Genomic DNA, 24,881 nt, shown 5'->3' with positions numbered 1-24,881 from the left:
GACCGCAGCGCGTACGAGTGCGGCCACGACGGCCACCAACGCTTCGCTGAGCATCGTCTAACGCGCCCCGGCTCCGACGTTAGAACCGCTCAGGGAAACGCCCGACCCACACAGGCACAACAGGTACAACGGGCACAACAGGCACACAGACCATCCCCGCCACGCCCGCCATGCCCGCCATGCCCGCCACGCCGGTCGTCAGGACCCCGCCGAACCCATCCAGTACCTCGCACACATCGACACGCCCCAGGCTCCGACGCGGCAACCGCTCAGGGAGTCACCTGACCCGCAACGGGCGCGACAGGCCCACCAGGCACCACGGACCCTCCGGACTCTTCCGGCACATCGGACACGTCGACACACCCACCGACCACTTCGCCCGGCGCGCCGGGCGGCGCCGGGGCCGTGAGGCCCGCGCGTTCGGCGAGGACACCGCCCTGGAAGCGGCACGAAGCACCCAGCTCCTCCAGCAGTTCCGCGATGTGCCGTCGACAGGTGCGCAGCGACATGCCCATCCGCCGGGCGATCACCTCGTCCTTCACGCCCTCGGCCAGCAGCCCCACCAACGCGCGGCGCATGCTGCCACCGACCTCCTTGTAGGCGGCCTCGCTGGTGCCCCGGAACGGCGTGGCGCCCGACCAGTGCTGCTCGAAGGACCGGCACAGGTACGCCACCACGTCGGCGTCCCTGACGAGCACCGCGCCCTCGCCCGAGCCACCGCTCACGCGCCGGGGAAGAAAGGCCACGGACCGGTCGAACACCACCGCCCGGTCCGGGAGTTCGGCGGCAGTGCGGTACTCGGCACCGGCCGCCGTGAGCCGTTCCACGTATCCCTGGGTGGCCAGGCTGGTCCGGGCCGAGTGCTGGTAGAGGGTGCGCATCCGCACGCCCCGGCCGAGCATCGCCAGGTCCCGGTCGATGGCGTCCCGGAGGTGGTGCGGGGAGCGTCCGCCACCGGGCTGGACGGTGAACACCTCGTCCCAGCAGCGGGCCGATTCCTCGGTGAGCATCGCGGACGCGGCCGCCAGATCGGGCAGTACGGTGATGCCCTCCTCGCCGCTCCGCGCCCGCCGGGCCGCACGGTACTGCGGCATCAGGGACTGCAACTCGTCGCGCACCGCCTGGATGTGCGCCGCCGCCCGCGCCAGCTCCGCCTCCCGGGGGCCGACCACCTCGGCCGCCGCGGCGTCCGGGCTGACCGGAATCAGCCGACCGGGGTCGCCCGGGGCCGGCCGGAGCAGGCGCAGCGCCAGCAGGGCGCGGCAGGCCCGCTCGACCTCCTCCGGGTCCAGACCGAGGCCGGGCGGCACGTCGGGGTGCCGCCGCCCGACGCTGCCCAGCGACAGCGCGTGCTCGAAGACCGCGACGGTCGCCGGATCGAGGCGCGGCAGTTCGCCGGAATTTTTCCCTGTAGTCATGTTCTTCCCCGCAATGCGGCCCTGCTACTTCCGTGCCATGCAGGGTATTGCCAGCCCGGAGCGCTGGACCAACAGGGCGTTGGAGGATGAACTTTGGTCGTCCGGCCGAAACCCCCTCAGCCGCGACATCTGGCGGCGAACCCCGTCCCTCGCGGTACTCGCCGCCGCCCCCACTCCCGACCCAGGAGCCGCGCCATGCCCTCAGCCGTCCGCAGCCTTCTCGTCCTCACGGTCCTGCTGTCCGCCGGCGCCGCCGTCGCGGCGCTCCCCTCGGCACACGGATCCGGCGCGGAGCCGGTCGGCACGGTCGCGGCGTCGCTCCTCGACACCAGCTGGGGCGACGAGTACGCCCCGCCCCGGCAGTAGGCCCACCGGCCCCGGGTCCGGGTCCGCCAAACCTGCCAGGCCCGCCAAGTCCGCCAGGCCCCCCGGACCCGCGCCACCGCCAAGTCCCGCCCCGTCCCGTCCCGTCCCGTCCCGTCCACAAGATGCGAGGTCGACCAGCGTGTCAGCAGCACTGCCCGAGACCGCCTCACCGTCAGGACCGGGGCCCCGGCGCGTCCGCGCCGAGCGCCCGGCGGACCTCGCGCTGCTGCCCGATCTGGTGCGTGCCGTGATCGCCCGGCAGACACCGGACGCGGCCCGGGAATGGACCGTCGACCAGGGCGAGTTCTGGTGCCATGTGGTCCCGGCGGGGTCGGTGCGGCGGGCGCAGGGCTGGAAGCTCCATGTCCCGGCCACCCCGCTCGCCGCGCCCCTGACCCTGGCCAGGGCCGCCGAGGTGCTGGTCGCCCACCGGTGCAGGTTCAAGTTCGCGGGGAGCCCCGCGCGGGTCGCCGGGCTGGTCTCGGGGCGCTTCGCCCGGGGCGGGTCCGGCAAGTTCATCACCGTGTACCCGGCGGACGACGAGCAGTTCCGGCTGCTCGCCGAGGAGTTGCACCGGGCCACCGCCGGGCTGCCGGGACCCGCCATCCTCTCCGACCGGCGCTACCGCCCGGACAGCCAGGTCTTCTACCGGTACGGGGTGTTCTCCGGCGTCCGCCGCCTGACACCGGACGGCGGGTACGCCGCGCTCCTCACCGACCCCGAGGGCAGGCAGGTCGCCGACGAGCGCAATGCCTGGTTCAGCCCACCGGCCTGGGCGGGCGACCCGTTCCCCGACCGCCCGGCCGCCCCGGTCCGCAGCACCGCCACCGCCAAGCCCGTGCTGCTGAACGGGCGCTATCTCGTACGGGGCGCGATCCAGCACTCCAACAAGGGCGGGGTCTTCCGGGCCGAGGACTCCAGGACCGGGGAGCAGGTCGTCGTCAAGCAGGCGCGGGCCCACGTGGGCGCCGGGCTGGAAGGGCTCGACGTACGGGACCTGCTGCGCCGGGAGGCCGCGCTGCTGGAACGCCTCGGCGCGGACCGCCCGGACCAGGTCGGCCTCCCGGACCCGGTCGTCCCGCGCGTCGTCGAGGTCTTCGAGCAGCAGGGCAGTGTCTTCCTCGCCGTGGAGTCGGTGCCCGGGACCACCCTGCGCCGGAGCGTCGCGCACCGGCTGGCCGAGGACGGTACCGCCTGCCCGGACGCCGGGACGGCCGAGTCCCTGGTCGGCCGGCTCGTCGACCTGGTCGCCGCCGCCCACGGGTCCGGTCTCACCCTGCACGACTTCAACCCCAACAACATCATGGTCACCCCGGACGGCAGGCTGCTGCTGATCGATCTGGAGATGGCCGCCCCGCAGGGCGAGCGCTGGGTACTCGGCGCGACCCCCGGCTACACCGCCCCGGAGCTGCGCGCCGCCGAGCAGGTGGCCCCCGCGCTGCCGCCCTCCGCCGACCTGTTCGCCCTGGGCGCGACCGTCCTGCACGCGCTGAGCGGCGCCGACCCGCTGTTCGCCCCCGACCTGCCGGAGGCCGCGGCCCGCCCCGACGAGGAGCGCCTGGCCGCGCTCGTCGAACTCCTCGCCCGCGACCGGCCCCTGGTGCGCGGCTACGCGCCGCTGGTCCTGGGACTGATGCGGGACGAGCCCGCCGAACGCTGGACCCTGGAGGCGGCCCGCACCTTCCGCCCGGACGCGGCCGGGAACACCCGCACCGGCCCGGCGGGCCCCGCGGACCGGGCCGAGGACACCCGCGACCGCCTGCTGCACGACGGCATCGCCCATCTGCTGGCCACCATGCGCCCCGGCGACCCGGAACGGCTCTGGCCCTCGGACAGCTTCGGCGAGACCTGCGACCCGGTCGCCCTCCAGCACGGCTCGGCGGGCGGGGTGGCGGTGCTCGCACGGGCGCTGCGCCAGTGGGACGACCGGCCCGCCGGAACGTCGGGGCCCGTGAGCCGCGAAGCGCTGCGCGAGGGGCTGCGGACCGCCGCGCACTGGACCGCCGACCGGCAGGACGAACTCCCCGGGGAGCTGCCCGGTCTGCACTTCGGCCGGTCGGGAACGGCCTGGGCGCTGCTCGACGCCGCCCGTGCGCTGGACGACACCGACCTCGCCGAACGCGCCAGGAAGCTGGCCCTGGAGCTGCCCGTACGGTGGCCCAACCCCGATGTGACGCACGGCGCGGCCGGATCGGGCCTGGCGCAGCTGCACTTCTGGCACGGCACCGGGGACGACCGCTTCCTCGACCGCGCCGCCCAGGCCGCCGAGGGGCTGCTCGGCGCGGCCCGGCAGACCCCGGAGGGCGTCTTCTGGCCGGTGCCCGAGGACTTCGGCTCGGCACTGGCGGGCTCCTGGCACTACGGCTTCGCGCACGGCGTCGCCGGAGTCGGCACGTTCCTGCTGCTTGCGGCCGGGGCCACGGGGGACGAGCGCTTCCGCGCCGCGGCCGTCGCGGCGGGCGAGACCCTGACGAGCGCCGTCCGCAGCGGCCCGGCGGGTGCCCTCTGGCCCGTCGACCGCGCCCGGCACCTCTCCGACTCGCCGGACCTCGCCCGCCACTGGTGCAGCGGCTCGTCCGGCGTGGGCACCTTCCTGATCCGCCTGTGGGCGGCCGAGGGCGCCGGGGACTCCCGACACGACGAGCTGCGCGCCCTGGCGGAGGGGGCGGCCGAGGCGGTCCGGGCGGGCCGGGTGACGGACTCCCCCGCCACCTGCCACGGCCTGGCGGGCAACGCCGAACTCCTCCTGGACCTGGCCGAACTGACCGGCGACGACCGCCACCGCGCCGACGCGGAACTCCTCGTCGAACACCTGGCGGCCCAGGCGGTCCTGCGCGACGGCCGCCTCCTGGTCCCGGACGAGAACCGGCGGACGGTCCTCGCCGAATACGCCACCGGCCTCGCCGGAAGCCTCTCGCTGCTGCTGCGCCTGCGCTACGGCGGCCCCCGCGCCTGGCTTCCCGAGGGCGCCCGCACCACCCCCTGATACGTCCGGTGGCCGCCGGCCACCGGCAGCCGTTCCGCACCCCGGACCGGCACCCCTCCCGAACGAAGGAGACCGACATGATGGAGCACGACATCGACGCCCTGCAGGTGCTGCCCGAGGACGTCCGCACCGAGGACGCCCGCGGCGAGGAGCACGCCGCCGCCCTGATCACCGCCTGCCGGTGGATGACCAGCGGCTGCTGACGGCCCGTACAGCGCAGGGGCCCGGCATCGCGCCGGTCCCCTGCGCTGTCGTATCCGCTGCGGTGTCGTGTCCCTTGCGGACACAACGACGGAGGTCCCGCCCGATCTTCCGATCGGACGGGACCTCCGTGTGTGCGGTGGACCTGTGGGGATTTGAACCCCAGACCCCCTCGATGCGAACGAGGTGCGCTACCAGACTGCGCCACAGGCCCTTGCAACGAGTGAAACTCTAGCACCCCGAACGGGGTGCTCGGAAATCCGGTCCGTGCTGGTCAGCCGAGGCGGCGGCGCAGCGGGGCCGGACCGGCTCACTCATTGGCGGCCCGGGGGCGTTCCCCGTCCTCGTACTGGTCGAAGAGCGGGGTGCGGCCGCGGTCCCGGGTGCGGCGGGACTGGTTGGTGCGGCGGCGCGGGGCCGGGTCGGCCGGGGGTGCCACGGGGTGCGAGGTGCCCGTGGGCTCGGCGGCGCTGGAGCGGGCCGCGCTCCAGGTCTCCGGGTTGCCGACCTCGACGCCGCCCGTGGCGCGCGGGGCGACCGGGGCGGTGACGTAGGTCGGCAGCGGGACCGGGACCGGCTCCCAGCTGTCGCCCTGGACCGGGCCGCGCTCGCGCTGCTGGTCGACCCACTCCGCGTGGTCCGTCTGCTCGACGAGGGCGCGGCGGCCGGCCTCCTGCGGGGAGACCTCGGGCGCGGGCTCCGGTTCGGGGCGGCGTGCTTCCGGCTCCTCGTCGGGCTCGGCGGGGGCCGCCGCGGCCGGCTGGTGCCTGCGGGTGCGGCTCTCGCGCAGGTGCTGCGCCGCCACCTCGGCCCTGCGCCGGTCCATGGTGAAGGCGAACCGGTGCCGCTCCTGGGCCCGCAGATGCACGATGTACGTGCTCAGCAGGACGGCCGGGACCGCGGGCGCCCACAGGAAGTGGAGACCGCCGACCGCCGCGACGACCGCGCCGAGGGTGAAGGCCAGGAAGAGGACGACGGTGGTGCGCCGTCGGCGCGCGAGGACCTGGAGGCGCTTGGCGCGCCGGACGCGCTCGGCCTCCGAGCCGCCGGGGCGCTGGCGTGCGCGCCGGGAGGAAGCCGGTGCCTTGGCCGGGGCTTGCGCCTGTGCCGGTTCGGACCGCTGCTCGGGCGCGGCGAAGGCCCGGACGTCCACGGAGTCCATTCGGTCCGTGGCACCATCCGGGTCCGCGTCGGGCTCCGCCTCCCCGGCGGTGCGCTCCCGCAGCTCCTTGGCGTACCGGCGCTCCATCGCCGCCCGTCCGGACAGCAGCCGGATGGCCGTGCTGAAGCGTTCCGTCGGACGGGCTTCGTTGAGTTCGTCCTGCCTGCGGAGCCACATCGGCACCAGGTAGGCGGCCCAGGCCCCGACGATGACTGCGTAGATGAGGCCGCTGCTGCTCACGTCTCACACCGTAGAGGGGTTTGCACGGGGGCATCCGCCAATTGGCCCGGTGTGTCGCACGATCCGGCTGATATCACGGACTTTTTTTGTGATTGTTCAGATCAGCCACGGAGGTTTGCGTGTCCATCACCGGTCAATCGCCGATCAATATCGAACATTTATTTTATTTCCCGTGGCGTTCCGGGCCGTGACCGGTGCCAGCGCCGGAGCAGCCCATCGGGCACTTCCTCCGCCGTGAGCGCGTAGATGAGATGGTCCCGCCAGGCCCCGTCGATGTGGAGATAGCGCGGGCGCAGGCCCTCCTCGCGGAATCCCAGTTTCTCCACGACCCTTCTGCTGGGTCCGTTCTCCGGCCGAATGCACACCTCGATGCGGTGCAGTCCGACCGTCCGGAAGCAGTGGTCGGCGGCGAGGGCGACCGCGGTCGGCATCACGCCGCGCCCCGCCACGTCCTGGTCGACCCAGTAGCCGACATGGCCGGAACACATCGAACCCCAGGTGATTCCGGCGACAGTCAGTTGACCCACCAGCCGTCCCTGGTACTCGATGGCGAAGGGCAGCATCCGGCCCGCGTTGGCCTCGGCCCGCAGATGACGGATCATCTGACGGTACGTCGGCCGCTGGGCCGCCGGGGCGCCGGGAGCGGGCGGCGGAACGGTCGCCTCCCAGGGGCGCAGCCAGTCGCGGTTGCGCCGGTTGACCTCGCGCCACACGCGCTGGTCGCGCATCTTGATCGGACGGAGCACCACATCGCCGTCGCCGAGGACCACCGGCCAGGTCGAGACGTTCAGCTCGGGCTCCCCGGTCGGGGGTGATCGCCGCCGCGCACCTGGTCGACGGCGTGCACCAGGAGACGGGCGAGGACGGCGAGGCCGTCGCGCACCCCGCCGGTCGAGCCCGGCAGGTTCACGATGAGCGTGCCGCCCGCGACGCCCGCGAGGCCCCGGGAGAGCGCGGCGGTGGGGACCTTGTCGCGCCCCTCGGCGCGGATGGCCTCGGGGATGCCGGGGATCTCGCGGTCGAGGACCCGGCGGGTGGCCTCGGGGGTCCGGTCGGTGGGCGAGATCCCCGTACCGCCGGTCGTGACGATGACGTCGTACCCGGCGGCCGCTCCGGCGCGCAGGGCCTCTTCGACCGGGTCGCCGTCGGGCACGACCCGCGGGCCGTCGACGGCGAAGCCGAGTTCGGCGAGCGCCTCGGTGATCAGGGGGCCGCCGCGGTCCGCGTAGACGCCGGCGGAGGCGCGGTTGGAGGCGGTGACGACGAGGGCGCGGTAGGGGGGCGGGGCCGGTGACGCCCCGGGCGGCGTCACGCGTTCGCTCCGTCCGCCTCGGTGCGGCGGTAGTCGCCGGATGTGCCGCCCGACTTCGACTCGACCCGTACGTCGGTGATGACCGCCGCCTTGTCGACCGCCTTGACCATGTCGATCACGGTGAGCGCGGCGACCGAGACGGCGGTCAGGGCCTCCATCTCGACGCCGGTGCGGTCCGTGGTCTTCACCGTGGCCGTGATCTCCACCGCGTCGTCGGCGACCACCAGCTCGACGCCGACGCCGGAGACGGCCAGCGGGTGGCAGAGCGGGATCAGGTCGGGGGTGCGCTTGGCACCCATGATCCCGGCGATCCGGGCCGTCGCGAGGGCGTCGCCCTTGGGCACCCCTTCGCCGCGCAGCAGCTCGACGACGCGCGGCGAGACGAGGACCCGGCCGCTCGCGCGGGCCACCCGCGCGGTGACGTCCTTCTCCGAGACGTCGACCATGCGGGCCGCGCCCGCCTCGTCGATGTGCGTCAGTCTGTTCTGCGTACTCAAGCTCACTCCGCCTCGCGGTAGGGCGCGCCGGTTGCCCGCCAGGCCTGTCCGCCGGACAGGCCCTGGGCCCGCACCGGGGTGCGGGCCGGGGGCCCGGGGGTGTCCCCGGGAAGGCACAGCGAGCAGATACCGTACCGCCACCGCAGGGCGGTCAGCGGAGCAGGATCACCTCGGTGTCCGTACCGGGCTCGGCCGAGGTGGCGTCCTCGGGCAGCACGATGAGCGCGTCGGCCCGCGCGAGCGCGGCGACCAGATGCGATCCGGAGCCGCCGACGGGGGTGACCGTGCCGGCCTCCGCGTCGTACGTACCGCGCAGGAACTGGCGCCTGCCGGCCGGGGAGGCGAGCGCCTTGTCGGCCTTCAGGGTGGCCCGGACGGTGGGGTGGTGCACGTCCGACAGGCCCATCAGCGTGCGGATCACGGGCCTGACGAAGAGCTCGAAGGAGATGTACGACGAGACGGGGTTGCCCGGCAGCGCCAGCAGCGGTGTGTGGTCGGGGCCGATCGAGCCGAAGCCCTGCGGCTTGCCCGGCTGCATGGCGAGCTTGCGGAAGTCGATGCCGCTGCCGGGCTCGTCCTCGTCGCCCACCGAGGACAGGGCTTCCTTGACGACGTCGTAGGCGCCGACGCTGACGCCTCCGGTGGTGACGACGACGTCGGCGCGGATCAGCTGGTCCTCGATCGTGGCGCGCAGGACGTCGGCGTCGTCGGTGACGGCGCCGACGCGGTAGGCGATCGCTCCGGCGTCCTTGGCCGCGGCCGTGAGCGCGAAGCTGTTCGAGTCGTAGATCTGACCGCCGGTCAGCTCCTCGCCGGGCTGGACCAGCTCGCTGCCGGTGGAGATGACGACGACCCGGGGCCGGGGCCGCACCTTCACCGTCGAGCGGCCGATCGCGGCGAGCAGCCCGATCTGCGGCGGGCCGACGACCGATCCGGCGCTCAGCGCCAGGTCGCCCGGCTTCACATCGCTGCCGCGGGCCCGGACGTGGGCGCGGGCCTCGACGGGACGGTGCACCCGGACCTCGCCGCCCGCGGCCTGCGGGGCGTCGCTCAGGGGGTGCATGGTCTCGGCGGGGCCGCCGCCCGTGCCGCCGTCGGTCCACTCGACGGGGATGACCGCCTCGGCACCGGCGGGCAGCGGGGCGCCGGTCATGATGCGGGCGGCCTCGCCGGGGCCGACCGCCCGGCCGTCGGGCAGGCCGTCACTGCCCGCCGCGACGTCACCGATGACGGTGAGCACCACGGGGAACTCCTCGTCGGCGCCCTCGACGTCGGCGACACGGACCGCGTACCCGTCCATCGAGCTGTTGTCGAACGGCGGCAGGGCGATCTCCACCACGACGTCCTCGACGAGGACGCAGCCCTGGGCGTCGTGCAGCTGCAACTCGATGGGTTCGAGCGGCCGTACCGCGCCGAGAATGTCGTCCAGGTGCTCGTCCACCGACCAGGTCGTGCTGCTCAAAGTGCTACATCTCCTCGGTGACGTAACTGCGGAGCCAGGTCTTGAAGTCCGGGCCCAGGTCCTCACGTTCGCACGCGAGTCTGACAATGGCACGGAGGTAGTCGCTCCGGTCGCCGGTGTCATAGCGGCGGCCCTTGAAGACGACGCCGTGCACCGGGCCGCCGACCTTCTCGTCCTCGGCGAGGAGCTGGAGCGCGTCGGTGAGCTGGATCTCGCCGCCGCGGCCCGGCTCGGTCCTGCGCAGTATGCCGAAGACGGCGGGGTCCAGGACATAGCGGCCGATGATGGCGAGGTTGCTGGGCGCCTCGGCCCCCTCGGGCTTCTCGACCAGGCCCGTGATGCGCACCACATCGCCCTCGGCGGTGGGCTCGACGGCCGCGCAGCCGTACTGGTGGATCTGCTCGGGCGAGACCTCCATCAGCGCGATGACGCTGCCGCCCTCGCGCTCCTGGACCTCGACCATGCGGGCCAGCAGCGGGTCGCGCGGGTCGATCAGGTCGTCACCGAGGAGGACCGCGAACGGCTGGTCGCCCACGTGCGGGGCGGCGCACAGCACGGCGTGGCCGAGGCCGCGCGGGTCGCCCTGCCGGACGTAGTGCATGGTGGCCAGGTCGCTCGACTCCTGGACCTTCTTGAGCCGTTCGGCGTCTCCCTTGCGGGTGAGCGCGGACTCCAGTTCGTAATTGCGGTCGAAGTGGTCCTCCAGCGGACGCTTGTTGCGGCCCGTGATCATCAGCACGTCGGAGAGGCCGGCGCCCACCGCCTCCTCCACCACGTACTGGATCGCGGGCTTGTCGACCACAGGCAGCATCTCCTTGGGAGTGGCTTTGGTGGCCGGCAGGAAACGGGTGCCGAGCCCTGCGGCGGGGATGACGGCCTTGCTGATCCTGGGGTGCGACTGAGTCATGCGCAGAACCATAACCGGTATGTATGCGAAGAAGATGAGGGTCCGGTTAACTTCATACGCCTATATGCCCATACGAGACCCGGGGGTGCCGGTTGAGCACAGAGATGTCCCGAAAAGCGCTGCTCCGACGTGAACTGCTGACCGCACGGCGCCTTCTGACCAGGGAAGACGTGGAAAACGCCGCGGTGGTTCTGTCCCGGGCCGCATTGGCTCTCCCGGAGCTGTCCGAAGCCCGCACCGTCGCCGCGTACGTCTCCGTGGGCAGCGAGCCCGGCACCCGGGTACTGCTGGACGCCTTGCGCGCCCGGGGGGTGCGGGTGCTGCTGCCGGTGCTCCTCGCGGACAACGATCTGGACTGGGCGCCGTACGAAGGAGCCGGCCGTCTCGTCCGGGCCGGCCGCGGACTGCTGGAGCCGGACGGCGGGCGGCTGGGCCCCGAGGCGGTCCTGGAGGCGGACGCGGTCCTGCTGCCCGGTCTGGCGGCGGACGGGCGGGGGATGCGGCTCGGCCGCGGCGGCGGCAGCTACGACCGGGTGCTGGCCCGGCTCGCCGCGGCCGGCGCCCATCCCGCGCTGGTCGTCCTGCTGTACGACGACGAGGTGGTCGCGCGGGTTCCGGAGGAACCGCACGACCACCCCGTGGACGTGGTGGTGACACCGGCGTCGGTCCGCCGGACGGACCCTAGGGCTTGAGGGTCAGGGTGTCGGTCGTCTTCTTGGAGACGGCGTTGGTGCCGAAGGACCAGTCGAGCAGTTCACCGTTGACCCACTTGTCGGTCTGATCGGTGTAGTGCGCGCTGAACGCGTGCCCGGAGGCGCCGGTGAGGTTGATCCAGCGGGACTTGTCCCAGTCCCCCACGTTGACCACCATCCGCATCGACGGGACCCAGACGACCTCGTAGCCGCCCGCCGCGTTCCAGCCGGTGGCGTTCACCGCGGCCTCGCCGCCGCCGAGGTTCCACGGGCCGCGGTTGAGGACCCGCTGGAGCAGGCCGGGGCCCTCGGTGCCGAGGGTCTGGTTCTTCAGGTTCAGCTGGTGCAGGCGGCCCCAGCTCCAGGTGCTGATGTCCTTGCCGAGCTTGGCCGTCAGCTCCCAGCGGGCGTCATCCATGGCGCGGGCGAAGAGCTGGTCCCGGTTCTCGGTCGCCTCGTACCGGCCGCTCTTCGGCGCCTTCCACCAGTCGCTCTTCTGGTCGTCCATCAGGTCGGCGACCACCTGGTACCAGCGGTCACCGCCGTCGGGCTGGGCGGAGTCCGCGGACCGCCGGCCGCACTCGCGCACCAGCCTGCGCTGCTCGTCGACCGGGCCCGAGCCGCCGGCCCGGGGCACGTTGAGGCACTCGCCCTCGACCCGCAGCTCCTTGGGCAGCTTGTTGCCGAAGGCCAGCTTGAGGATGTTGCGCCAGACCGCGTTGAAGTACGCGGCCGCGGCCGAGTCGGGCTCCTGGGTGTAGTCCCAGCCCTCCAGGAGCTTCTGCGCCTCGCGGACGCTCTTGTCCGGGATGTCGATCTTCATCAGCTCGGGCACCAGCAGCGCGGCGATCTCGCTGGTGTTGTCCATCTGCATCTTCTGCATGTCTTCGGTCGAGATCTTCCCGCCGCCCTTGATCTTCGACTGGATCAGGTCGTCGATCCGCTGGCTGCGGGTGCCGTAGCCCCAGTCCTTGGTCAGCAGGTGGGGGTACTTCTTCTCGTCGATCACGGCCTGGTTGGCGGTGACGATGTAGCCGCGCTTCGGGTCGTACTCGTAGGGCAGCTCGTCGAACGGGACCGGGTCCTTCTTCCAGCCGTACTCCGAGGTCCAGCCAGGGCTGGGCATCATGCCGTCGCCCTTGAGGCGGACCGGGATCCTGCCGGGCGCCTGGTAGCCGATGTGGCCCTTGGTGTCGGCGTAGATGAGGTTCTGCGAGGGCACCTCGAAGTCCGCGGCCGCCGCCCGGAAGGTGGTGAAGTCCTTGGCCCGGTTGAGCTCGAAGACGGCGTCCATGGACTTGCCGGGCTGCAACGCGGTCCACTTCAGGGCGACCGCGTAGCCGTCGGCCCGGTCCGGGGCCGCGTTGGTGACGGGGGCCTTCTGGCCGACCGTCTCCAGTTCGCTGCTGCGGTCGGAGACCAGCGGGCCGTTGTTGGTCTCGCGGACGGTGATCGTCCGGCTCTTGCCGCCCGCGACCTTGATGGTCTCCTCACGGGTGACGAAGGGCTTGACCTTGCCGTCGTACAGGTAGCCGTCGCCGGAGACCTTCTCCAGGAAGAGGTCGGTGACGTCCGCGCCGAGGTTGGTGAGCCCCCAGGCGATGTCCTGGTTGTGGCCGACGATCACGCCCGGCATGCCGGAGAAGGTGTAGCCCGCGGTGTCGTACTGGCACTTCGCCGTGATCTCGCGGCAGTGCAGGCCCATCTGGTACCAGACCGAGGGCAGCTGCGGCGCCAGGTGCGGGTCGTTGGCGAGCAGCGGCTTGCCGGTGGTGGTGTAGTCGCCGGAGACCACCCAGGAGTTGGAGCCGATGCCGTTGCCGTTCGGGCCGAGCAGCGCCGGGATCTGGTCGAGGGTGTCGGAGAGCGCGGAGAGCTGGGTGTTCAGCCCCTCGGTGGCACCCTGCGCGGTGTCCGAGCCGAGGGAGTCGGACGGGGCGGCGTCCGGGTCGAACTTCCCGGTGACCGGGGAGACGGCCCCCTGGTCGACGATCGGCCGGTGCTTGTCGTACGGATACGCCGGGTAGAGGTCCTCGATCTGCTTCGCGTCGAGCCTGCTGGTCATCAGCGAGCGGTCGATCTCGTCCTGCATGTTGCCGCGCAGGTCCCAGGCCATGGCCTTGAGCCAGGCCACCGAGTCGACCGGGGTCCACTCGGTGGGCTTGTAGTCGTTGGTGAAGCCGAGGGCCGCGTACTCGACGGAGATGTCCTTGCCGTCGCGCCCCTTGAGGTAGGCGTTGACGCCGTCCGCGTACGCCTGGAGGTTCTTCTTGGTGTCCTCGGAGAGGACCTTGTCGTACTCCTCCTGCGCGACCTTGCGCCAGCCCAGCGTGCGCAGGAAGGAGTCCGTCTCGACCTGTCCGGAGCCGAACATCTCGGAGAGCCGGCCGGCCGTCATGTGACGGCGGACGTCCATCTCCCAGAAGCGGTCCTGCGCCTGGACGAAGCCCTGGGCGCGGAAGAGATCGGCGTCGGAGTCCGCGTACAGCTGCGGGATCCCGTAGCCGTCGCGTTTGACGTCGACGGTGCCGTCGAGGCCGTCGAGCTTCACCGATCCGGTGGTCTGCGGGTACGAGGCCCGCACGGTCGATACGGACCAGAACGTCCCGTAACCGATACCCGCGACAAGCGCCAGCACCAGAACGATCACGATCAGGCGGGCACGTCGCCCCTTCTTCCGGCCGGTCTTCGCACCGGCGGAACCGGTGGCGGCGGAAGAGGCGGTGGTGTTGGCGGGCATCGCTGTCCTTCGAGGGGCAGGTGGTCCTGGGAGTGCAGGAGCAACCATAGGCGCAGCGCCGGTACGGCTCCGACGCGGTATCGGGATGGCCGGGATTGCACAGGGGTCGTACGAATGCTCGAAGGCGTCAAGAAAACGTTAAAGATTAGGTAAGGTAACGAAGTACCGGCCGCCAAGGGCCGATGCCGAAGGTCGACCGACTCGGCAGGCGTACGCGGGGAAGGAACGGCCACTGTCTGTCCACACGCTCAACGAACTCCTGCTCGTCTGCTCGCTCGTACTGCTCGTCGCGGTGGCGGCGGTGCGCATCTCGTCGCGCAGCGGGCTCCCCAGCCTGCTCCTGTATCTCGGCATCGGGATCGTCATGGGGCAGGACGGCATCTTCGACGTCAAGTTCGACAATGCGGAACTGACCCAGGTCATCGGTTACGCGGCTCTGGTCGTGATCCTCGCCGAGGGCGGCCTGGGCACGAAGTGGAAAGAGATCAAACCGGCGCTGCCCGCCGCCGTGATGCTCTCGCTGGTCGGCGTCGCGGTGAGCGTGGGCGTCACGGCGGCGGGCGCGCACTACCTGGTCGGGCTGGACTGGCGGCAGTCGCTGATCATCGGCGCCGTCGTCTCGTCCACGGACGCCGCCGCGGTCTTCTCCGTGCTGCGCAAGGTGCCGCTGCCCGCCCGGGTCACCGGGGTGCTGGAGGCCGAGTCCGGCTTCAACGACGCCCCCGTGGTGATTCTGGTGGTCGCCTTCTCGACCAGGGGGCCGGTGGACAGCTGGTACGTCCTGGTCGGCGAGATAGCCCTGGAGCTCGCCATCGGCGCGGCCGTGGGCATCGCCGTCGGCTGGCTCGGTTCGTTCGGACTGCGCCACGTGGCGCTGCCCGCCTCCGGCCTCTACCCGATCGCCGTGATGGCGATCGCGGTCTCCGCGTACGCGGCGGGCGCCCTGGCCCACGGCAGCGGATTCCTCGCCGTCTATCTGGCCGCGATGATCCTCGGCAACGCCAAGCTGCCGCACTGGCCCGCCACCCGCGGCTTCGCCGACGGGCTCGGCTGGCTCGCCCAGATCGGGATGTTCGTCCTGCTCGGGCTCCTGGTCACACCGCACGACCTGTACGACGACTTCTGGCCCGCGGTCATCGTGGGGCTGGTGCTGACGGTGGTGGCACGTCCGCTGGAGGTCTTCATCTCGCTGGCGCCGTTCCGGCTGCCCTGGCAGGAGAAGGCGCTCATGTCCTGGGCGGGGCTGCGCGGCGCCGTGCCCATCATCCTGGCGACCATTCCGATGGTCGCCGGGGTCGAGGGCTCCACCCGTGTCTTCAACATCGTCTTCGTCCTCGTCATCGTCTACACCCTCATCCAGGGGCCGACGCTGCCCTGGCTGGCGAAGGCCCTGAAGATCGCCGACGATCCGTCCGAGGCCGCCGACCTGGGCATCGAGTCGGCGCCGCTGGAGCGGCTGCGCGGTCATCTGCTCTCGGTGGCGATCCCGGGCCGGTCGAAGATGCACGGCGTGGAGGTCGCGGAACTGCGGCTGCCCGCCGGCGCCGCCGTCACCCTCGTGGTGCGGGACGGCAAGAGCTTCGTACCGGCGCCCTCGACCGTGCTGCGGCGCGGCGACGAGCTGCTGGTGGTCACCACCGACCCGGTGCGCGACGCGGCGGAGGAACGGCTGCGCGCGGTCGGCGAGGGCGGCAAGCTCGCGGGCTGGCTGGGGACCGGCGGCAAGGGCGGCGAGGACCTCTCGGGGCCGCACGCGGCCCATGAGGCGGCACACGCGCTGAAGGCCGTGAAGAAGCTCGGCAGGAGCGGCGGCCCCAAGGCGCACCACTGACGGCCCGGGGCGGCCCGGGGCGGCCCGGGGCAGGCGTACCGCTCGGGGGCGCGGCCCCGGGCGGGCGCCCGGGGCGCACCGGTGCCGTGGGGGCGGCCTGACGAAAACATCCCTCACAGGTGCTTCCGAACCGAGGTGCCGACGGGGTGTGCCTGCACACATTCACAGGTGCACAAGGGCCTTGGCCTGTATCATGAAGGGAATCCGACCGGACCCGTGACGGGGCCGGTCGACCCGATCGACCAACCCGAACGACCAACTCTGTCTGATGCAGAGCTGGCGCGACCGTATGGCGGTCGTGGCGTCCTCCGCCTCTGCTGAGCGCCCGGCATCTACCGCAGTTCCGCGCGAAGAGGACAGCTCTCGGCAGCACCCGCACGAACGAGCCCGCACCCACCCGTGCCGGCCGCGCCGCGGGAGCTCGGCCACCAGGCGGCAGAAAGGCATGGACCGTGGCGTCCACGGTCACCGACCGCCCCGGATACGGGCAGTTGCTGCGCACCCCGGGTGCGTGGACATTTCTTCTGCCGGGCTTCGCCGCCCGGCAACCCTTCGCGATGCTGACCATCGGCATCGTGCTCCTGGTCCAGCACACCACCGGCTCGTACGGCAGCGCGGGCGCCGTCGCCGCCGTGACCGGGGTCTCCATGGCCCTGTTCGCGCCGCAGACCGGCAAGCTCGCCGACCGCTTCGGCCAGCGCGCCGTGCTGCTGCCCGGCGTCCTGGTGCACGCGGTGTCCGTGTCGGTGCTGACGGCGCTGGCACTGGCGGACGCTCCCCTGTGGGCGCTGTTCGTGGCGGCCGTGCCGACCGGTGCCTCCGTCCCGCAGATCGGGCCGATGGTGCGGGCCCGCTGGGCGGCGATGCTCGGCGCGACCCCGGAGCGCGAGGCCTCGCCGCTGATGGCCACCGCGGCCGCCTTCGAATCGGTGACGGACGAGTTCACCTTCGTCATCGGCCCGGTGCTCGCCACCGCGCTCTGCACCGGGGTGCACCCGGCGGCCGGACTGATCACGGAGGCCGCGCTGACCCTGGTCGGCGGGCTGCTGTTCGCCACACAGCGCCGCACCCAGCCCGCGGTGCGCGATTCCGTGTCCGACGCCTCCCGGCCGCGCTCCTCCGCGCTGTCCGTACCGGGTGTACGGGTGCTCGCCGTGGCCTTCCTCGGCATCGGGGCGGTCTTCGGCGGCATGCAGGTCTCGCTGACCGCCTTCGCCGAGGAGATCGGCCGCCCGGGGGCCAACGGCCTGCTGTACGGCGTCTTCGCGGCCGGCAACATGCTCGCGGGAATCGCCTGCGGCGCCATCGCCTGGAAGAGCGGGCCGCGACGGCGGCTGATCGTCGGGTACGCGGCGCTCACCCTGACCGCCTCCGGACTGTGGGCGGTCCACTCGGTGCCGCTGCTGGCCGGGCTCGGACTCCTGGTCGGGCTCTCCATCGCCCCGGCCCTGATCAGCGGCTACACGCTGGTCGACGCCCTGGTGCCGGGGTCCGCCCGGACCGAGGCGTTCACCTGGCTGACCGGTTCGGTCGCGCTCGGCCAGGCGGCGGCGGTGACGGTCGCCGGGCGGCTCGCGGACGCCCACGGGGCCGCCGCCGGATTCGTGGTGCCGCTCGTGGGGACCGTACTGGCCCTGATCACCCTCGTGGGGCTGCGTTCGAGGCTCGTGCCCGCCGCCTCGGGACGGACCGTGGCACGTGGTGTCGGTCACCGGGAGCCGGTCACGGTGGACTGATGCTGCGGAATACGTCAGTATGGAGCGTCGTTAGCACTCATTGAGTCAGAGTGCCAGGAGGAGCAAGTGCCGACCTATCAGTACCAGTGCACCGAATGTGGCGAGGGCCTTGAGGCGGTGCAGAAGTTCACCGATGACGCCCTCACCGTGTGCCCGAGCTGCGACGGACGCCTGAAGAAGGTGTTCTCCGCGGTCGGCATCGTCTTCAAGGGTTCCGGTTTCTACCGGAACGACAGCCGCGGCTCCTCGTCGAGCAGCACGCCGGCTTCGTCCTCGGCGAAGGCGTCGGGTTCCGCTTCGTCCGATTCCTCGTCCTCGGGGTCTTCGGCGTCCTCGGGGTCCTCGGGGTCGGACGCGAAGTCGTCCGCCTCTTCCGCGGCGTCCTCGTCGTCCTCCTCGTCCTCGACGAGCGGCACGTCGGCCGCCTGAGCCGCACCGCGCCTCCTCACCAGGCTTCCGCCGGGAGCCCTGCCGAATCCGTTCGGCAGGGCTCCCGGTGCTTTCCGGCGCCGCTAATGTGATCGCATGGCGAACGCAGAGATCGGTGTCATCGGCGGCTCGGGCTTGTACTCCTTCCTGGAGGACGTCACGGAAGTACGGGTGGACACCCCGTACGGACAGCCGAGCGACTCCCTCTTCCTCGGCGAGGTCGGCGGCCGCCGGGTCGCCTTCCTCCCGCGCCACGGACGCGGCCACCACCTGCCGCCGCACCGCATCAACTACCGGGCCAACCTGTGGGCGCTGCGCTCCGTCGGCGTGCGTCAGGTACTCGGCCCGTGCGCGGTGGGCGGCCTGCGCCCGGAGTACGGGCCGGGCACCCTGCTCGTGCCGGACCAGCTGGTGGACCGCACCAAGGCCCGGACGCAGACGTTCTACGACGGTGAGCGCCGGGCCGACGGCGCGGAGCCGAACGTCCTGCACCTGGGCTTCGCCGACCCGTACTGCCCCGAGGGGCGCAGGGCCGCGCTGGCGGCGGCGCGGGCGAAGGGCTGGGAACCGGTGGACGGCGGGACGCTGGTGGTCGTCGAGGGGCCGCGCTTCTCGACCCGGGCGGAGTCGCGCTGGCATGCGGCGATGGGCTGGTCGGTGGTCGGGATGACCGGTCACCCGGAGGCCGTCCTCGCCCGTGAGCTGGGCCTCTGCTACACCACGACGACGCTGGTGACGGACCTGGACGCCGGGGCGGAGGCCGGGGAGGGCGTCTCGCACGAAGAGGTGCTCCGGGTGTTCGCGGCCAATGTGGACCGGCTGCGCGCGGTGCTCTTCGACGTGGTGGCTGCCCTGCCCGCCGAGGCGGACCGGGACTGCCCCTGCTCGCATGCGCTGGACGGCCTCAAGACGGGGATCGAGCTGCCTTGATCCCGCTGCCCCGGCGGGATGGGGCGGGGGATGGTGCGGGGCGGGCTCGGCACGGGTGCGGGGCGGACTCGGCACGGGTGCGGGCGGGCTCGGCACGGGTGCGGGTGACGGGTGTGGTGGGTGTGGCGTGAGTGGGTGACGGAGTTGTCCACAACGGCGGGCCCGTCCACAGGCTTCAGCGGGATTCTCGCGGCCAGTGGATCGTGAGGGGAGTTCGTCCCACGCTCCTCACGCACTCGTCACGACAGGTGGTACCGACCATGTTTCCGTCGTCCACGTACTCCACGTTCCTCACGTCTCCCACGTCTCCCACATCGCCCACCGCGCCGTCTTCGCCTACCGGGCCCTCCTCGAACACCGCGCCCTCCTCGCGCACTGTGCCGTCTTCGCCCGCCTTTCCTCTGTCTCCTGCGGCTCCTGCGGCTCCTGCATCTTCCCCGCCTTCCTCGTCGTCTCCGTCTTCTCCGTCGCTTCCGTCGCTTCCGTCGTGCGTGCCCTCTCCGTCGTGCTCGCCGCTGCCGTCTCCGTCCGCGGCCCCTTCGCCCTGCGGGGTGCCCGCGTTCGCGCCCCTGCGGGTGCGTGGAGGCGGTGGGCGTCGGCTGCGGCGGGCCTTGTGGCGGCAGCGCCGCGCCCTGGCCGCCGGGCTGGCCCTGACCGCTGCCGCGCTGGCCGCCACGGGGCCGGGGGGTGGCGGCGCGGCGGGCACGGGCGGCGGTGCGGCGTACGGGGCGGGGGCCGGGAGCGGGTCCGGGGTGCCGGAGCGGGCGCGGCGGCCGGCCCGGTCGGCCTCCGTGCCGGTCCGGATCGCGGACGCGGCGACGGTCCGCTTGTTGCGGCCGGGCGACCACGTCGACGTGATCGCCTCCGGGACAGACGGGACCGGCGGGACCGGCGGGACCGGCGGGACCGGCGACCAGAACGGGGCCCGGGTGCTGGCGAAGGGGGCACGGGTGGCGGAGGTGCCGCGGGCCGTGGCGGAGGGCTCCTCCGACGACGGCGCCCTGATCGTGCTGTCCGTCCCACGGGACACGGCCACCGCACTGGCCGGCGCCGGCATCTCGTCCCAGCTGGCGGTGATCCTGTGCTGATTCGAACTGACCAGCTATCAAGTCACCTTGTCAAAGCTCAGAATTGGGTGTTTTCCAGGCGTACTGCCGTAAGTTGCGGAGGAGTTTGCTCCGCCTACGGCACACGCGAAGGAAGGCTCATCCGTGAGCGAGAAGAAGGTCAGTCTGCTGGAAGGGTTCAAAGCCTTCCTGACGCGCGGCAATGTGATCGATCTTGCGGTCGCCGTCGTCATCGGTGCCGCGTTCACCCAGGTCGTGAACGCATTCGTCAAGGGAGTCATCAACCCGCTGGTCGGCGCGTTCGGCACCAAGGACCTGGAGGGTTACAGCTCCTGCCTCAAGGGCCCCTGCGTCACGGACCCGAAGACGGGCGAGGTGACCGAGGGCATCCGGATCCTGTGGGGTTCGGTGCTCAGCGCCGCTCTCAGCTTCCTGATCACGGCGGCCGTCGTCTACTTCCTGCTGGTCCTGCCCATGGCCAAGTACCTCGCCAGGCGGGCGGCGATGCAGGCCGCGAAGGACGGCGTGCAGGAGACGCTGGAGGTGAGCGAGCTGGAGGTACTGAAGGAGATCCGCGACGCCCTCGTCTCACAGCGCCGCGGCCCGGCGGGCGAAGGTCCCGGCCAGGGCCTCGGCCGCGATCACGACGAGTAGCCCCGACGGTTCCGCTTCCACGCGGCGTGCGGGGACCGGTGGCACCGCCGCCGGATCACCACGGAGCGGGAAATCAGATGTGGTGGGGCGGCTTCTCGTCGAGAAAGCGCGCCAGATCGGCGGCGCTGCCACCGGCCGGGGCCCGCTCGCCCCACCCTCGGTCCGTATCGTCCGAGGACTGCTGGTCCAGCGGATCGTCGAAGACCAGAGCCGGTTTCGGCTGCGGCCTCCGCGGCTCGGGGGTCTTCGAATCGCGCGGGCCGGGGGCGGGGGCGGTGCTCATGCGTCAAGGGTACGGCGACGGTCAGCGATCCTCCGGGTCGATCAGCCACAGCCCGAGGACCACGAGGAACGACAGGCAGAGGAAGCCGGCACCCCACCAGGCCGTGCCGGTGTGGCCCTCCATCCACGCGTCGATGACGATGGTCAGGCCCCAGAGCTGTCCGACGACCACCGTCATGGCGAGGACCAGCCGGGCGGTCAGCTTGGACGACCGCTCGGGCTGCTGGTCGGTGCCCGCCCCGGGGCCGGGGCCGGTGTGGCGGATCCGGGGGTCTCCGTAGCCGCTGGTGGCGCGGATCTGTGGGTAGCGCTCATGGACGGGCCGGTTCAGTTCGGGGCGGGCGCTTCCCGGGTGGTACTCCGGGGGCACCGGGTAGTCCGAGGCCGTCGGCGGCTCCAAGGGGTCCTGGTCGGACTGCCGGGCGCCGGTCATGACCGCCTGCCGGGCGTCCCGGCCCCGGGCGCGGGCTCGGGGGCCTCCGCGCCGCCTCCCCTGACGGCGGGGCAGCCGATCCGGGAGGCGAGGTCGGGACGGTCCTGGGAGAGCTGGCGGCACAGGCCGTGCTCGATGCTCTCGCCCGAGCGCGTCGTACCGACCGCCCAGATGCTGCCGTCCGCCTGCTCGGTGAGCACCACCTTGGGCAGTGGGCGGGGCGGCGGCCCGGCGGTGACCTCACCGGTCCGGGCGTCGAAGACACCCTCGTGGCAGGGGCAGTACAGCTCGCCCTCGGCCCCCCGGTCCTTGCGCCAGAGCACGGCACAGGCGAGATGGGTGCAGATCGCGGAGTAGCCGACGAGGGTGCCGTCGTCCAGCCGGACGGCGACCGCGCGGTCCTCCTCGTCCGGGTAGTGGAAGGCGAGGGATTCACCGGGCAGCAGCTGGGCGGCGATCCTCTTCGGCGCGGGCGTCCTGGCGTCATCGGGGTCGCCGTGGCGCGGAAGGATGCCGCCTGCCACACCGAGCCCGCCGACGGCGAGCCCGCCGGAGACGGTCGCCACGATCCGGAGGTAGTCGCGCCGGGTGGTGAGGGAGTCGGCGGCGATCCGGTCGTGCAGGGCCTCGCGCGGATCGCTGGAGGGCGGCTGGGGGGAGGGCGACTGGTCGGTGACGCTCATCGGCGGACGTCCTTCCCGTTGATCTCGACGACCGGAAGGCCGCCGGGCACCGGCCACCGGACCCGGTCCGCGGGAACGACCATGGCGACGCCGGTGCGTACCTCGCTCCGGCCGAAGGTGAAGGTGTCGGCGACCTGGACGCCGGGGCGCTCGGCCTGGAGCTCCTCGACGGTCCCGTAGAAGAGCGCTCCGGTCGGGCAGACGGTCGCGCACATGGGGGCGAGGCCGTAGGCGGTGCGGTCGTAGCAGAGGTTGCATTTCATCTGCAGCTTCGCCTGGAGGTCGATCTTCGGTACGCCGAAGGGGCAGGCGTTGACGCAGTTGGCACAGCCGATGCAGCGGGTGGTGTCGGCCTGCTGCACCACCCCGTCGGCGGTCACCAGGATCGCGTCGGCGGGACAGACCTCGGCGCACGGAGCGACAGGGTCCTCGCAGTGCATGCAGACCGTGGGAAGGGAGGCCACGCTCTGGCCCTCGTCCGTGTAGTCGAGGTGGATCATCGACTTGCCGCGGTGCGAGTCGCACTCCCGGCAGGCGGAGACGCAGGCCTGGCAGCCGATGCAGCGTCCGGGGTCGATGAAGATCGTTCGGCCCATCATGCGGCGGTCAGCTCCTCTCCGAGGTGCCACGTCCCTGGGGGGCCGTGGGCGGCAGTGGGTCGGTGCGGGAGACCTGCGTCTCCGGGTAGCTGACCTGACCGGGAGCGACGGGAGGCGCGGGGACCTCGTCGATCTCCCGGGCGTGCTCGATGCGGCAGGCGCACACCTTGTACTCGGGAATCTTGGAACGGGGGTCGAGGGCATCGATGGTGAGGGCGTTGGCCGAGGTGGGGACCGGCCAGTGATACGGGATGAAGACGGTGTCGGGGCGGATCGCCTCGGTGACCAGGGCGGGGAACACCTCGCTGCCGCGCCGGGTGATGACGCGGACCGGTTCGCCGTTGCGGAAGCCGTGAGAGGGATGGAGCTCGGCCCAGGGGCGCGGGGTCTGTTCGACGAGAGCACCCAGACGGCGGGTCTGGTTGCCGGAGAGGAAGTGGGCGACGGTCCGCCCGGTGGTGAGCGACATGGGGTGCTCGTCGTCGTACGGGTCCATCGGCGGGTGCCAGTCGACGACCTGGAGGTGGATCCTGCCGTCCGGGTGGTAGGTCCTGCCGTCCTCGAAGAGCCGGGGGGTGCCGGGGTGGTCGGTGGAGGGGCAGGGCCAGGCGATCCCGCCGGTCTCCTCCAGCCGCTCGTAGGTGATGCCGTAGTAGTCGTTGACGGTGCCGGCGGAGGCGATCCGCAGTTCGTCGAAGACCGCGCGGGAGTCGGCGAAGGCGAATTTGTCGCCCGCGCCGAGGCGCCTGGCCAGTTCGCACATCACCCAGGTGTCGGTCCGTACGCCGGGCGGCGGGTCCTGTGCCTTGTTGTGCTTGACCACCCGGGCCTCGGCGTTGGCCATCACCCCTTCGTCCTCGGCCCAGGTGGTGACGGGAAAGACGACATGAGCGTTGGCAGCGGTCTCGGAAAGGAAGAAGTCGAATTGCGCGTGGAACTCAGTGGCGTCGTACCCCTCCTTGACCACCGCGTAGTTGGGGAGGGAGACGAAGGGGTTGTTGCAGACGCCGATCAGTCCGCGGATCTCGCGACGCTGCATCTGCCAGACCATTTCCATCATCGAGGTTCCGGCGGGCGGGAGTTCGGACTCCTCGATGCCCCAGATCTCGCAGATCTGTCTGCGGTGCTCCTCGTTCATGATCGAGCGGCCGCCGGGCAGCAGGTCGGCCTTCTGTCCGTGCTCGCGCCCGCCCTGTCCGTTGCCCTGGCCGGTGATGGTGCCGTACCCGGCGCCGGGCTTGCCGATGTGACCGGTGGCGGTGCAGAGGTTGATCACGGCGAGGCAGTTCTCGACGCCCTGCGAGTGATGCTCGATGCCCCGGGCGTGCCAGGCCATGGCCCTGGGCGCACGGGCGAAGGTGCGGGCGACCCGGACGATCTGTTCGGCGGGGATGCCACAGATCTCGGCGGCCCTGGACGGCGGGTACTCGGCGACCTTGGCCTTCACCTCCTCCCAGCCGGTGGCATGGGCGGCGAGATAGGACTCGTCGGTCAGTCCCTCCTCGACGACCACGTGCAGCACGGAGTTGAAGAAGGCCGAATCGGTGCCGGGCTTGAGGGCGACGTGGATGTCGGCGGTCCGGGCGATGGCCGTCTCGCGCGGGTCGATGACGATCAGGCTCGCCCCGCGGTCCCGGGCCCCCCACACGTACTGGGTCATCACGGGGAAGCACTCACCGACGTTGGAGCCCGCGATCAGCAGGCAGTCGGTGAGCAGGATGTCGGAGAAGGGGTTGCCGGCCCGGTCGATACCGAAGGCCAGCTTGTTGGCGCCCGCCGCGCTGACCATGCAGAGCCGGCCGTTGTAGTCGACATGGCGGGACTTGAGGGCGACCCGGGCGAATTTGCCGACCAGATAGGTCTTCTCGGAGAACAGGCTCGCCCCGCCGAGCAGCCCGAAGGCGTCGTTGCCGTAGGTCTGCTGGATGCGCTTGATCTCGGCGACGGTGAAGTCGAGCGCCTCGTCCCAGGAGACCTCGCGGAACTCCTCGTCACGGGAGCGGCGCATCAGTGGGGCGGTGAGCCGGTCGGGGTGGTTGACCTGCTGATACGCGTTGATCCCCTTGGGACACAGCCGCATCCGGTTGATGTCGTGGTTGCGGGGTTCGACACCGAAGACCTTGCCGCCGCGGTCGACGCGCAGATACATCCCGCACTGCACCCCGCAGAAACAGCAGTGGGTGGGGACGAGCGTCTCGCCCTCCTGGTCGGCGCGCCACCGGTCGGCCGGGATACCGCCCGCGTCCCGGAAGGC

General features: G+C 72.1%; 23 protein-coding genes and 1 tRNA gene. 10 read left to right on the top strand and 14 right to left on the bottom strand.

Features of this window, described 5'->3' with window-relative positions:
- Positions 1-269 precede the first annotated feature (269 nt).
- Complete coding sequence (locus tag ACFVFH_RS19860) at positions 270-1,418, bottom strand: hypothetical protein (protein WP_383770218.1); 1,149 nt, start codon at positions 1,416-1,418, stop codon at positions 270-272.
- A 195-nt stretch (positions 1,419-1,613) separates the two neighbouring features.
- On the opposite strand from ACFVFH_RS19860, the gene ACFVFH_RS19855 reads away from it, so the two are divergent.
- From ACFVFH_RS19855 to ACFVFH_RS19845, 3 genes are all read left to right on the top strand, one after another.
- Positions 1,614-1,784, top strand: coding sequence for a hypothetical protein (locus tag ACFVFH_RS19855; protein WP_383770215.1), 171 nt, complete (start codon positions 1,614-1,616; stop codon positions 1,782-1,784).
- A gap of 139 nt (positions 1,785-1,923) precedes the next feature.
- The gene (gene lanL / locus ACFVFH_RS19850) at positions 1,924-4,770 is read left to right on the top strand and encodes a class IV lanthionine synthetase LanL (RefSeq protein WP_383770212.1); all 2,847 of its coding nucleotides are present in this window, start codon (positions 1,924-1,926) and stop codon (positions 4,768-4,770) included.
- Between the two features lie 77 nt (positions 4,771-4,847).
- Complete coding sequence (locus ACFVFH_RS19845; RefSeq protein WP_383770210.1) at positions 4,848-4,973, top strand: ALQxL family class IV lanthipeptide; 126 nt, start codon at positions 4,848-4,850, stop codon at positions 4,971-4,973.
- A 138-nt stretch (positions 4,974-5,111) separates the two neighbouring features.
- Here ACFVFH_RS19845 and ACFVFH_RS19840 read toward each other — a convergent pair.
- The 7 genes from ACFVFH_RS19840 to galU form a co-directional block, all read right to left on the bottom strand.
- Positions 5,112-5,185: transfer RNA gene (locus tag ACFVFH_RS19840), tRNA-Ala, on the bottom strand.
- Positions 5,186-5,281: 96 nt separating this feature from the next.
- Positions 5,282-6,373 (bottom strand): gephyrin-like molybdotransferase receptor GlpR, encoded by a 1,092-nt coding sequence (gene glpR, locus ACFVFH_RS19835; RefSeq protein WP_383770207.1) that lies wholly within the window; start codon positions 6,371-6,373, stop codon positions 5,282-5,284.
- Between the two features lie 158 nt (positions 6,374-6,531).
- On the bottom strand, positions 6,532-7,143 hold the full coding sequence (locus ACFVFH_RS19830) for a GNAT family N-acetyltransferase (protein ID WP_383770204.1): 612 nt from the start codon (positions 7,141-7,143) through the stop codon (positions 6,532-6,534).
- 17 nt (positions 7,144-7,160) lie between these two features.
- Positions 7,161-7,685: a molybdenum cofactor biosynthesis protein B gene (locus ACFVFH_RS19825; RefSeq protein ID WP_383770202.1), complete on the bottom strand. Its 525-nt coding sequence runs from the start codon at positions 7,683-7,685 to the stop codon at positions 7,161-7,163.
- Positions 7,682-8,182, bottom strand: a complete 501-nt coding sequence (gene moaC / locus ACFVFH_RS19820) for a cyclic pyranopterin monophosphate synthase MoaC (RefSeq protein WP_383770199.1) — start codon at positions 8,180-8,182, stop codon at positions 7,682-7,684. The genes ACFVFH_RS19825 and moaC overlap by 4 nt, the downstream gene beginning before the upstream one ends.
- A gap of 151 nt (positions 8,183-8,333) precedes the next feature.
- Positions 8,334-9,644, bottom strand: coding sequence for a gephyrin-like molybdotransferase Glp (glp, locus tag ACFVFH_RS19815; protein WP_383770195.1), 1,311 nt, complete (start codon positions 9,642-9,644; stop codon positions 8,334-8,336).
- A gap of 4 nt (positions 9,645-9,648) precedes the next feature.
- Positions 9,649-10,551 (bottom strand): UTP--glucose-1-phosphate uridylyltransferase GalU, encoded by a 903-nt coding sequence (gene galU, locus ACFVFH_RS19810; protein ID WP_383770193.1) that lies wholly within the window; start codon positions 10,549-10,551, stop codon positions 9,649-9,651.
- A 104-nt stretch (positions 10,552-10,655) separates the two neighbouring features.
- Here galU and ACFVFH_RS19805 point away from each other — a divergent pair, with 104 nt between their 5' ends.
- Entirely contained in the window at positions 10,656-11,243 is a 588-nt protein-coding gene (locus ACFVFH_RS19805) for a 5-formyltetrahydrofolate cyclo-ligase (RefSeq protein ID WP_383770190.1), read from the top strand.
- Here ACFVFH_RS19805 and ACFVFH_RS19800 read toward each other — a convergent pair.
- Positions 11,233-13,983, bottom strand: coding sequence for a penicillin acylase family protein (locus tag ACFVFH_RS19800; RefSeq protein WP_383770187.1), 2,751 nt, complete (start codon positions 13,981-13,983; stop codon positions 11,233-11,235). The two genes, ACFVFH_RS19805 and ACFVFH_RS19800, sit on opposite strands and share 11 nt — an antisense overlap.
- 292 nt (positions 13,984-14,275) lie before the next feature.
- On the opposite strand from ACFVFH_RS19800, the gene ACFVFH_RS19795 reads away from it, so the two are divergent.
- The 6 genes from ACFVFH_RS19795 to ACFVFH_RS19770 all read left to right on the top strand — a co-directional run bounded on the left by ACFVFH_RS19795 (position 14,276) and on the right by ACFVFH_RS19770 (position 20,630).
- The gene (locus ACFVFH_RS19795) at positions 14,276-15,814 is read left to right on the top strand and encodes a potassium/proton antiporter (RefSeq protein WP_383770185.1); all 1,539 of its coding nucleotides are present in this window, start codon (positions 14,276-14,278) and stop codon (positions 15,812-15,814) included.
- A 452-nt stretch (positions 15,815-16,266) separates the two neighbouring features.
- On the top strand, positions 16,267-17,550 hold the full coding sequence (locus ACFVFH_RS19790) for an MFS transporter (protein ID WP_383770182.1): 1,284 nt from the start codon (positions 16,267-16,269) through the stop codon (positions 17,548-17,550).
- Positions 17,551-17,616: 66 nt separating this feature from the next.
- Positions 17,617-17,979 carry an FmdB family zinc ribbon protein gene (locus ACFVFH_RS19785; protein ID WP_383770179.1) on the top strand — a complete coding sequence of 121 codons (363 nt, stop codon included), beginning with the start codon at positions 17,617-17,619 and terminating at the stop codon, positions 17,977-17,979.
- A 96-nt stretch (positions 17,980-18,075) separates the two neighbouring features.
- On the top strand, positions 18,076-18,909 hold the full coding sequence (locus tag ACFVFH_RS19780; protein WP_383770177.1) for an S-methyl-5'-thioadenosine phosphorylase: 834 nt from the start codon (positions 18,076-18,078) through the stop codon (positions 18,907-18,909).
- 551 nt (positions 18,910-19,460) lie between these two features.
- Positions 19,461-19,997, top strand: coding sequence for an RcpC/CpaB family pilus assembly protein (locus tag ACFVFH_RS19775; RefSeq protein WP_383770174.1), 537 nt, complete (start codon positions 19,461-19,463; stop codon positions 19,995-19,997).
- A 123-nt stretch (positions 19,998-20,120) separates the two neighbouring features.
- Positions 20,121-20,630 (top strand): MscL family protein, encoded by a 510-nt coding sequence (locus ACFVFH_RS19770; protein ID WP_383770171.1) that lies wholly within the window; start codon positions 20,121-20,123, stop codon positions 20,628-20,630.
- 73 nt (positions 20,631-20,703) lie between these two features.
- Here ACFVFH_RS19770 and ACFVFH_RS19765 read toward each other — a convergent pair whose 3' ends face one another.
- The 5 genes from ACFVFH_RS19765 to ACFVFH_RS19745 are packed head-to-tail and all read right to left on the bottom strand — an operon-like array spanning position 20,704 to position 24,860.
- Positions 20,704-20,913 carry a hypothetical protein gene (locus ACFVFH_RS19765; protein ID WP_383770168.1) on the bottom strand — a complete coding sequence of 70 codons (210 nt, stop codon included), beginning with the start codon at positions 20,911-20,913 and terminating at the stop codon, positions 20,704-20,706.
- A 21-nt stretch (positions 20,914-20,934) separates the two neighbouring features.
- The gene (locus ACFVFH_RS19760) at positions 20,935-21,345 is read right to left on the bottom strand and encodes a hypothetical protein (RefSeq protein ID WP_383770165.1); all 411 of its coding nucleotides are present in this window, start codon (positions 21,343-21,345) and stop codon (positions 20,935-20,937) included.
- On the bottom strand, positions 21,342-22,028 hold the full coding sequence (locus ACFVFH_RS19755; RefSeq protein WP_383770162.1) for a ubiquinol-cytochrome c reductase iron-sulfur subunit: 687 nt from the start codon (positions 22,026-22,028) through the stop codon (positions 21,342-21,344). The genes ACFVFH_RS19760 and ACFVFH_RS19755 overlap by 4 nt, the downstream gene beginning before the upstream one ends.
- The gene (locus tag ACFVFH_RS19750; RefSeq protein ID WP_072487374.1) at positions 22,025-22,627 is read right to left on the bottom strand and encodes a 4Fe-4S dicluster domain-containing protein; all 603 of its coding nucleotides are present in this window, start codon (positions 22,625-22,627) and stop codon (positions 22,025-22,027) included. The genes ACFVFH_RS19755 and ACFVFH_RS19750 overlap by 4 nt, the downstream gene beginning before the upstream one ends.
- Positions 22,628-22,634: 7 nt before the next feature.
- Entirely contained in the window at positions 22,635-24,860 is a 2,226-nt protein-coding gene (locus ACFVFH_RS19745; protein WP_383770731.1) for a molybdopterin oxidoreductase family protein, read from the bottom strand.
- Positions 24,861-24,881 lie beyond the last annotated feature (21 nt).

Source organism: Streptomyces sp. NPDC057697 (assembly GCF_042799335.1).
Lineage (GTDB): Bacteria > Actinomycetota > Actinomycetes > Streptomycetales > Streptomycetaceae > Streptomyces.
Note: the sequence above shows the minus strand (reverse complement) of the source record. Positions and strands in the feature narration are given on the sequence as shown.

Excerpts from the sequence above, each read along its gene's own strand:
- ACFVFH_RS19860 (WP_383770218.1), bottom strand. The coding sequence starts at position 1,418 with ATGACTACAGGGAAAAATTCCGGCGAACTGCCGCGCCTCGATCCGGCG.
- ACFVFH_RS19855 (WP_383770215.1), top strand. The coding sequence starts at position 1,614 with ATGCCCTCAGCCGTCCGCAGCCTTCTCGTCCTCACGGTCCTGCTGTCC.
- ACFVFH_RS19845 (WP_383770210.1), top strand. The coding sequence starts at position 4,848 with ATGATGGAGCACGACATCGACGCCCTGCAGGTGCTGCCCGAGGACGTC.
- galU (WP_383770193.1), bottom strand. The coding sequence starts at position 10,551 with ATGACTCAGTCGCACCCCAGGATCAGCAAGGCCGTCATCCCCGCCGCA.
- ACFVFH_RS19805 (WP_383770190.1), top strand. The coding sequence starts at position 10,656 with ATGTCCCGAAAAGCGCTGCTCCGACGTGAACTGCTGACCGCACGGCGC.
- ACFVFH_RS19800 (WP_383770187.1), bottom strand. The coding sequence starts at position 13,983 with ATGCCCGCCAACACCACCGCCTCTTCCGCCGCCACCGGTTCCGCCGGT.
- ACFVFH_RS19780 (WP_383770177.1), top strand. The coding sequence starts at position 18,076 with ATGGCGAACGCAGAGATCGGTGTCATCGGCGGCTCGGGCTTGTACTCC.
- ACFVFH_RS19765 (WP_383770168.1), bottom strand. The coding sequence starts at position 20,913 with ATGAGCACCGCCCCCGCCCCCGGCCCGCGCGATTCGAAGACCCCCGAG.
- ACFVFH_RS19760 (WP_383770165.1), bottom strand. The coding sequence starts at position 21,345 with ATGACCGGCGCCCGGCAGTCCGACCAGGACCCCTTGGAGCCGCCGACG.
- ACFVFH_RS19755 (WP_383770162.1), bottom strand. The coding sequence starts at position 22,028 with ATGAGCGTCACCGACCAGTCGCCCTCCCCCCAGCCGCCCTCCAGCGAT.
- ACFVFH_RS19750 (WP_072487374.1), bottom strand. The coding sequence starts at position 22,627 with ATGATGGGCCGAACGATCTTCATCGACCCCGGACGCTGCATCGGCTGC.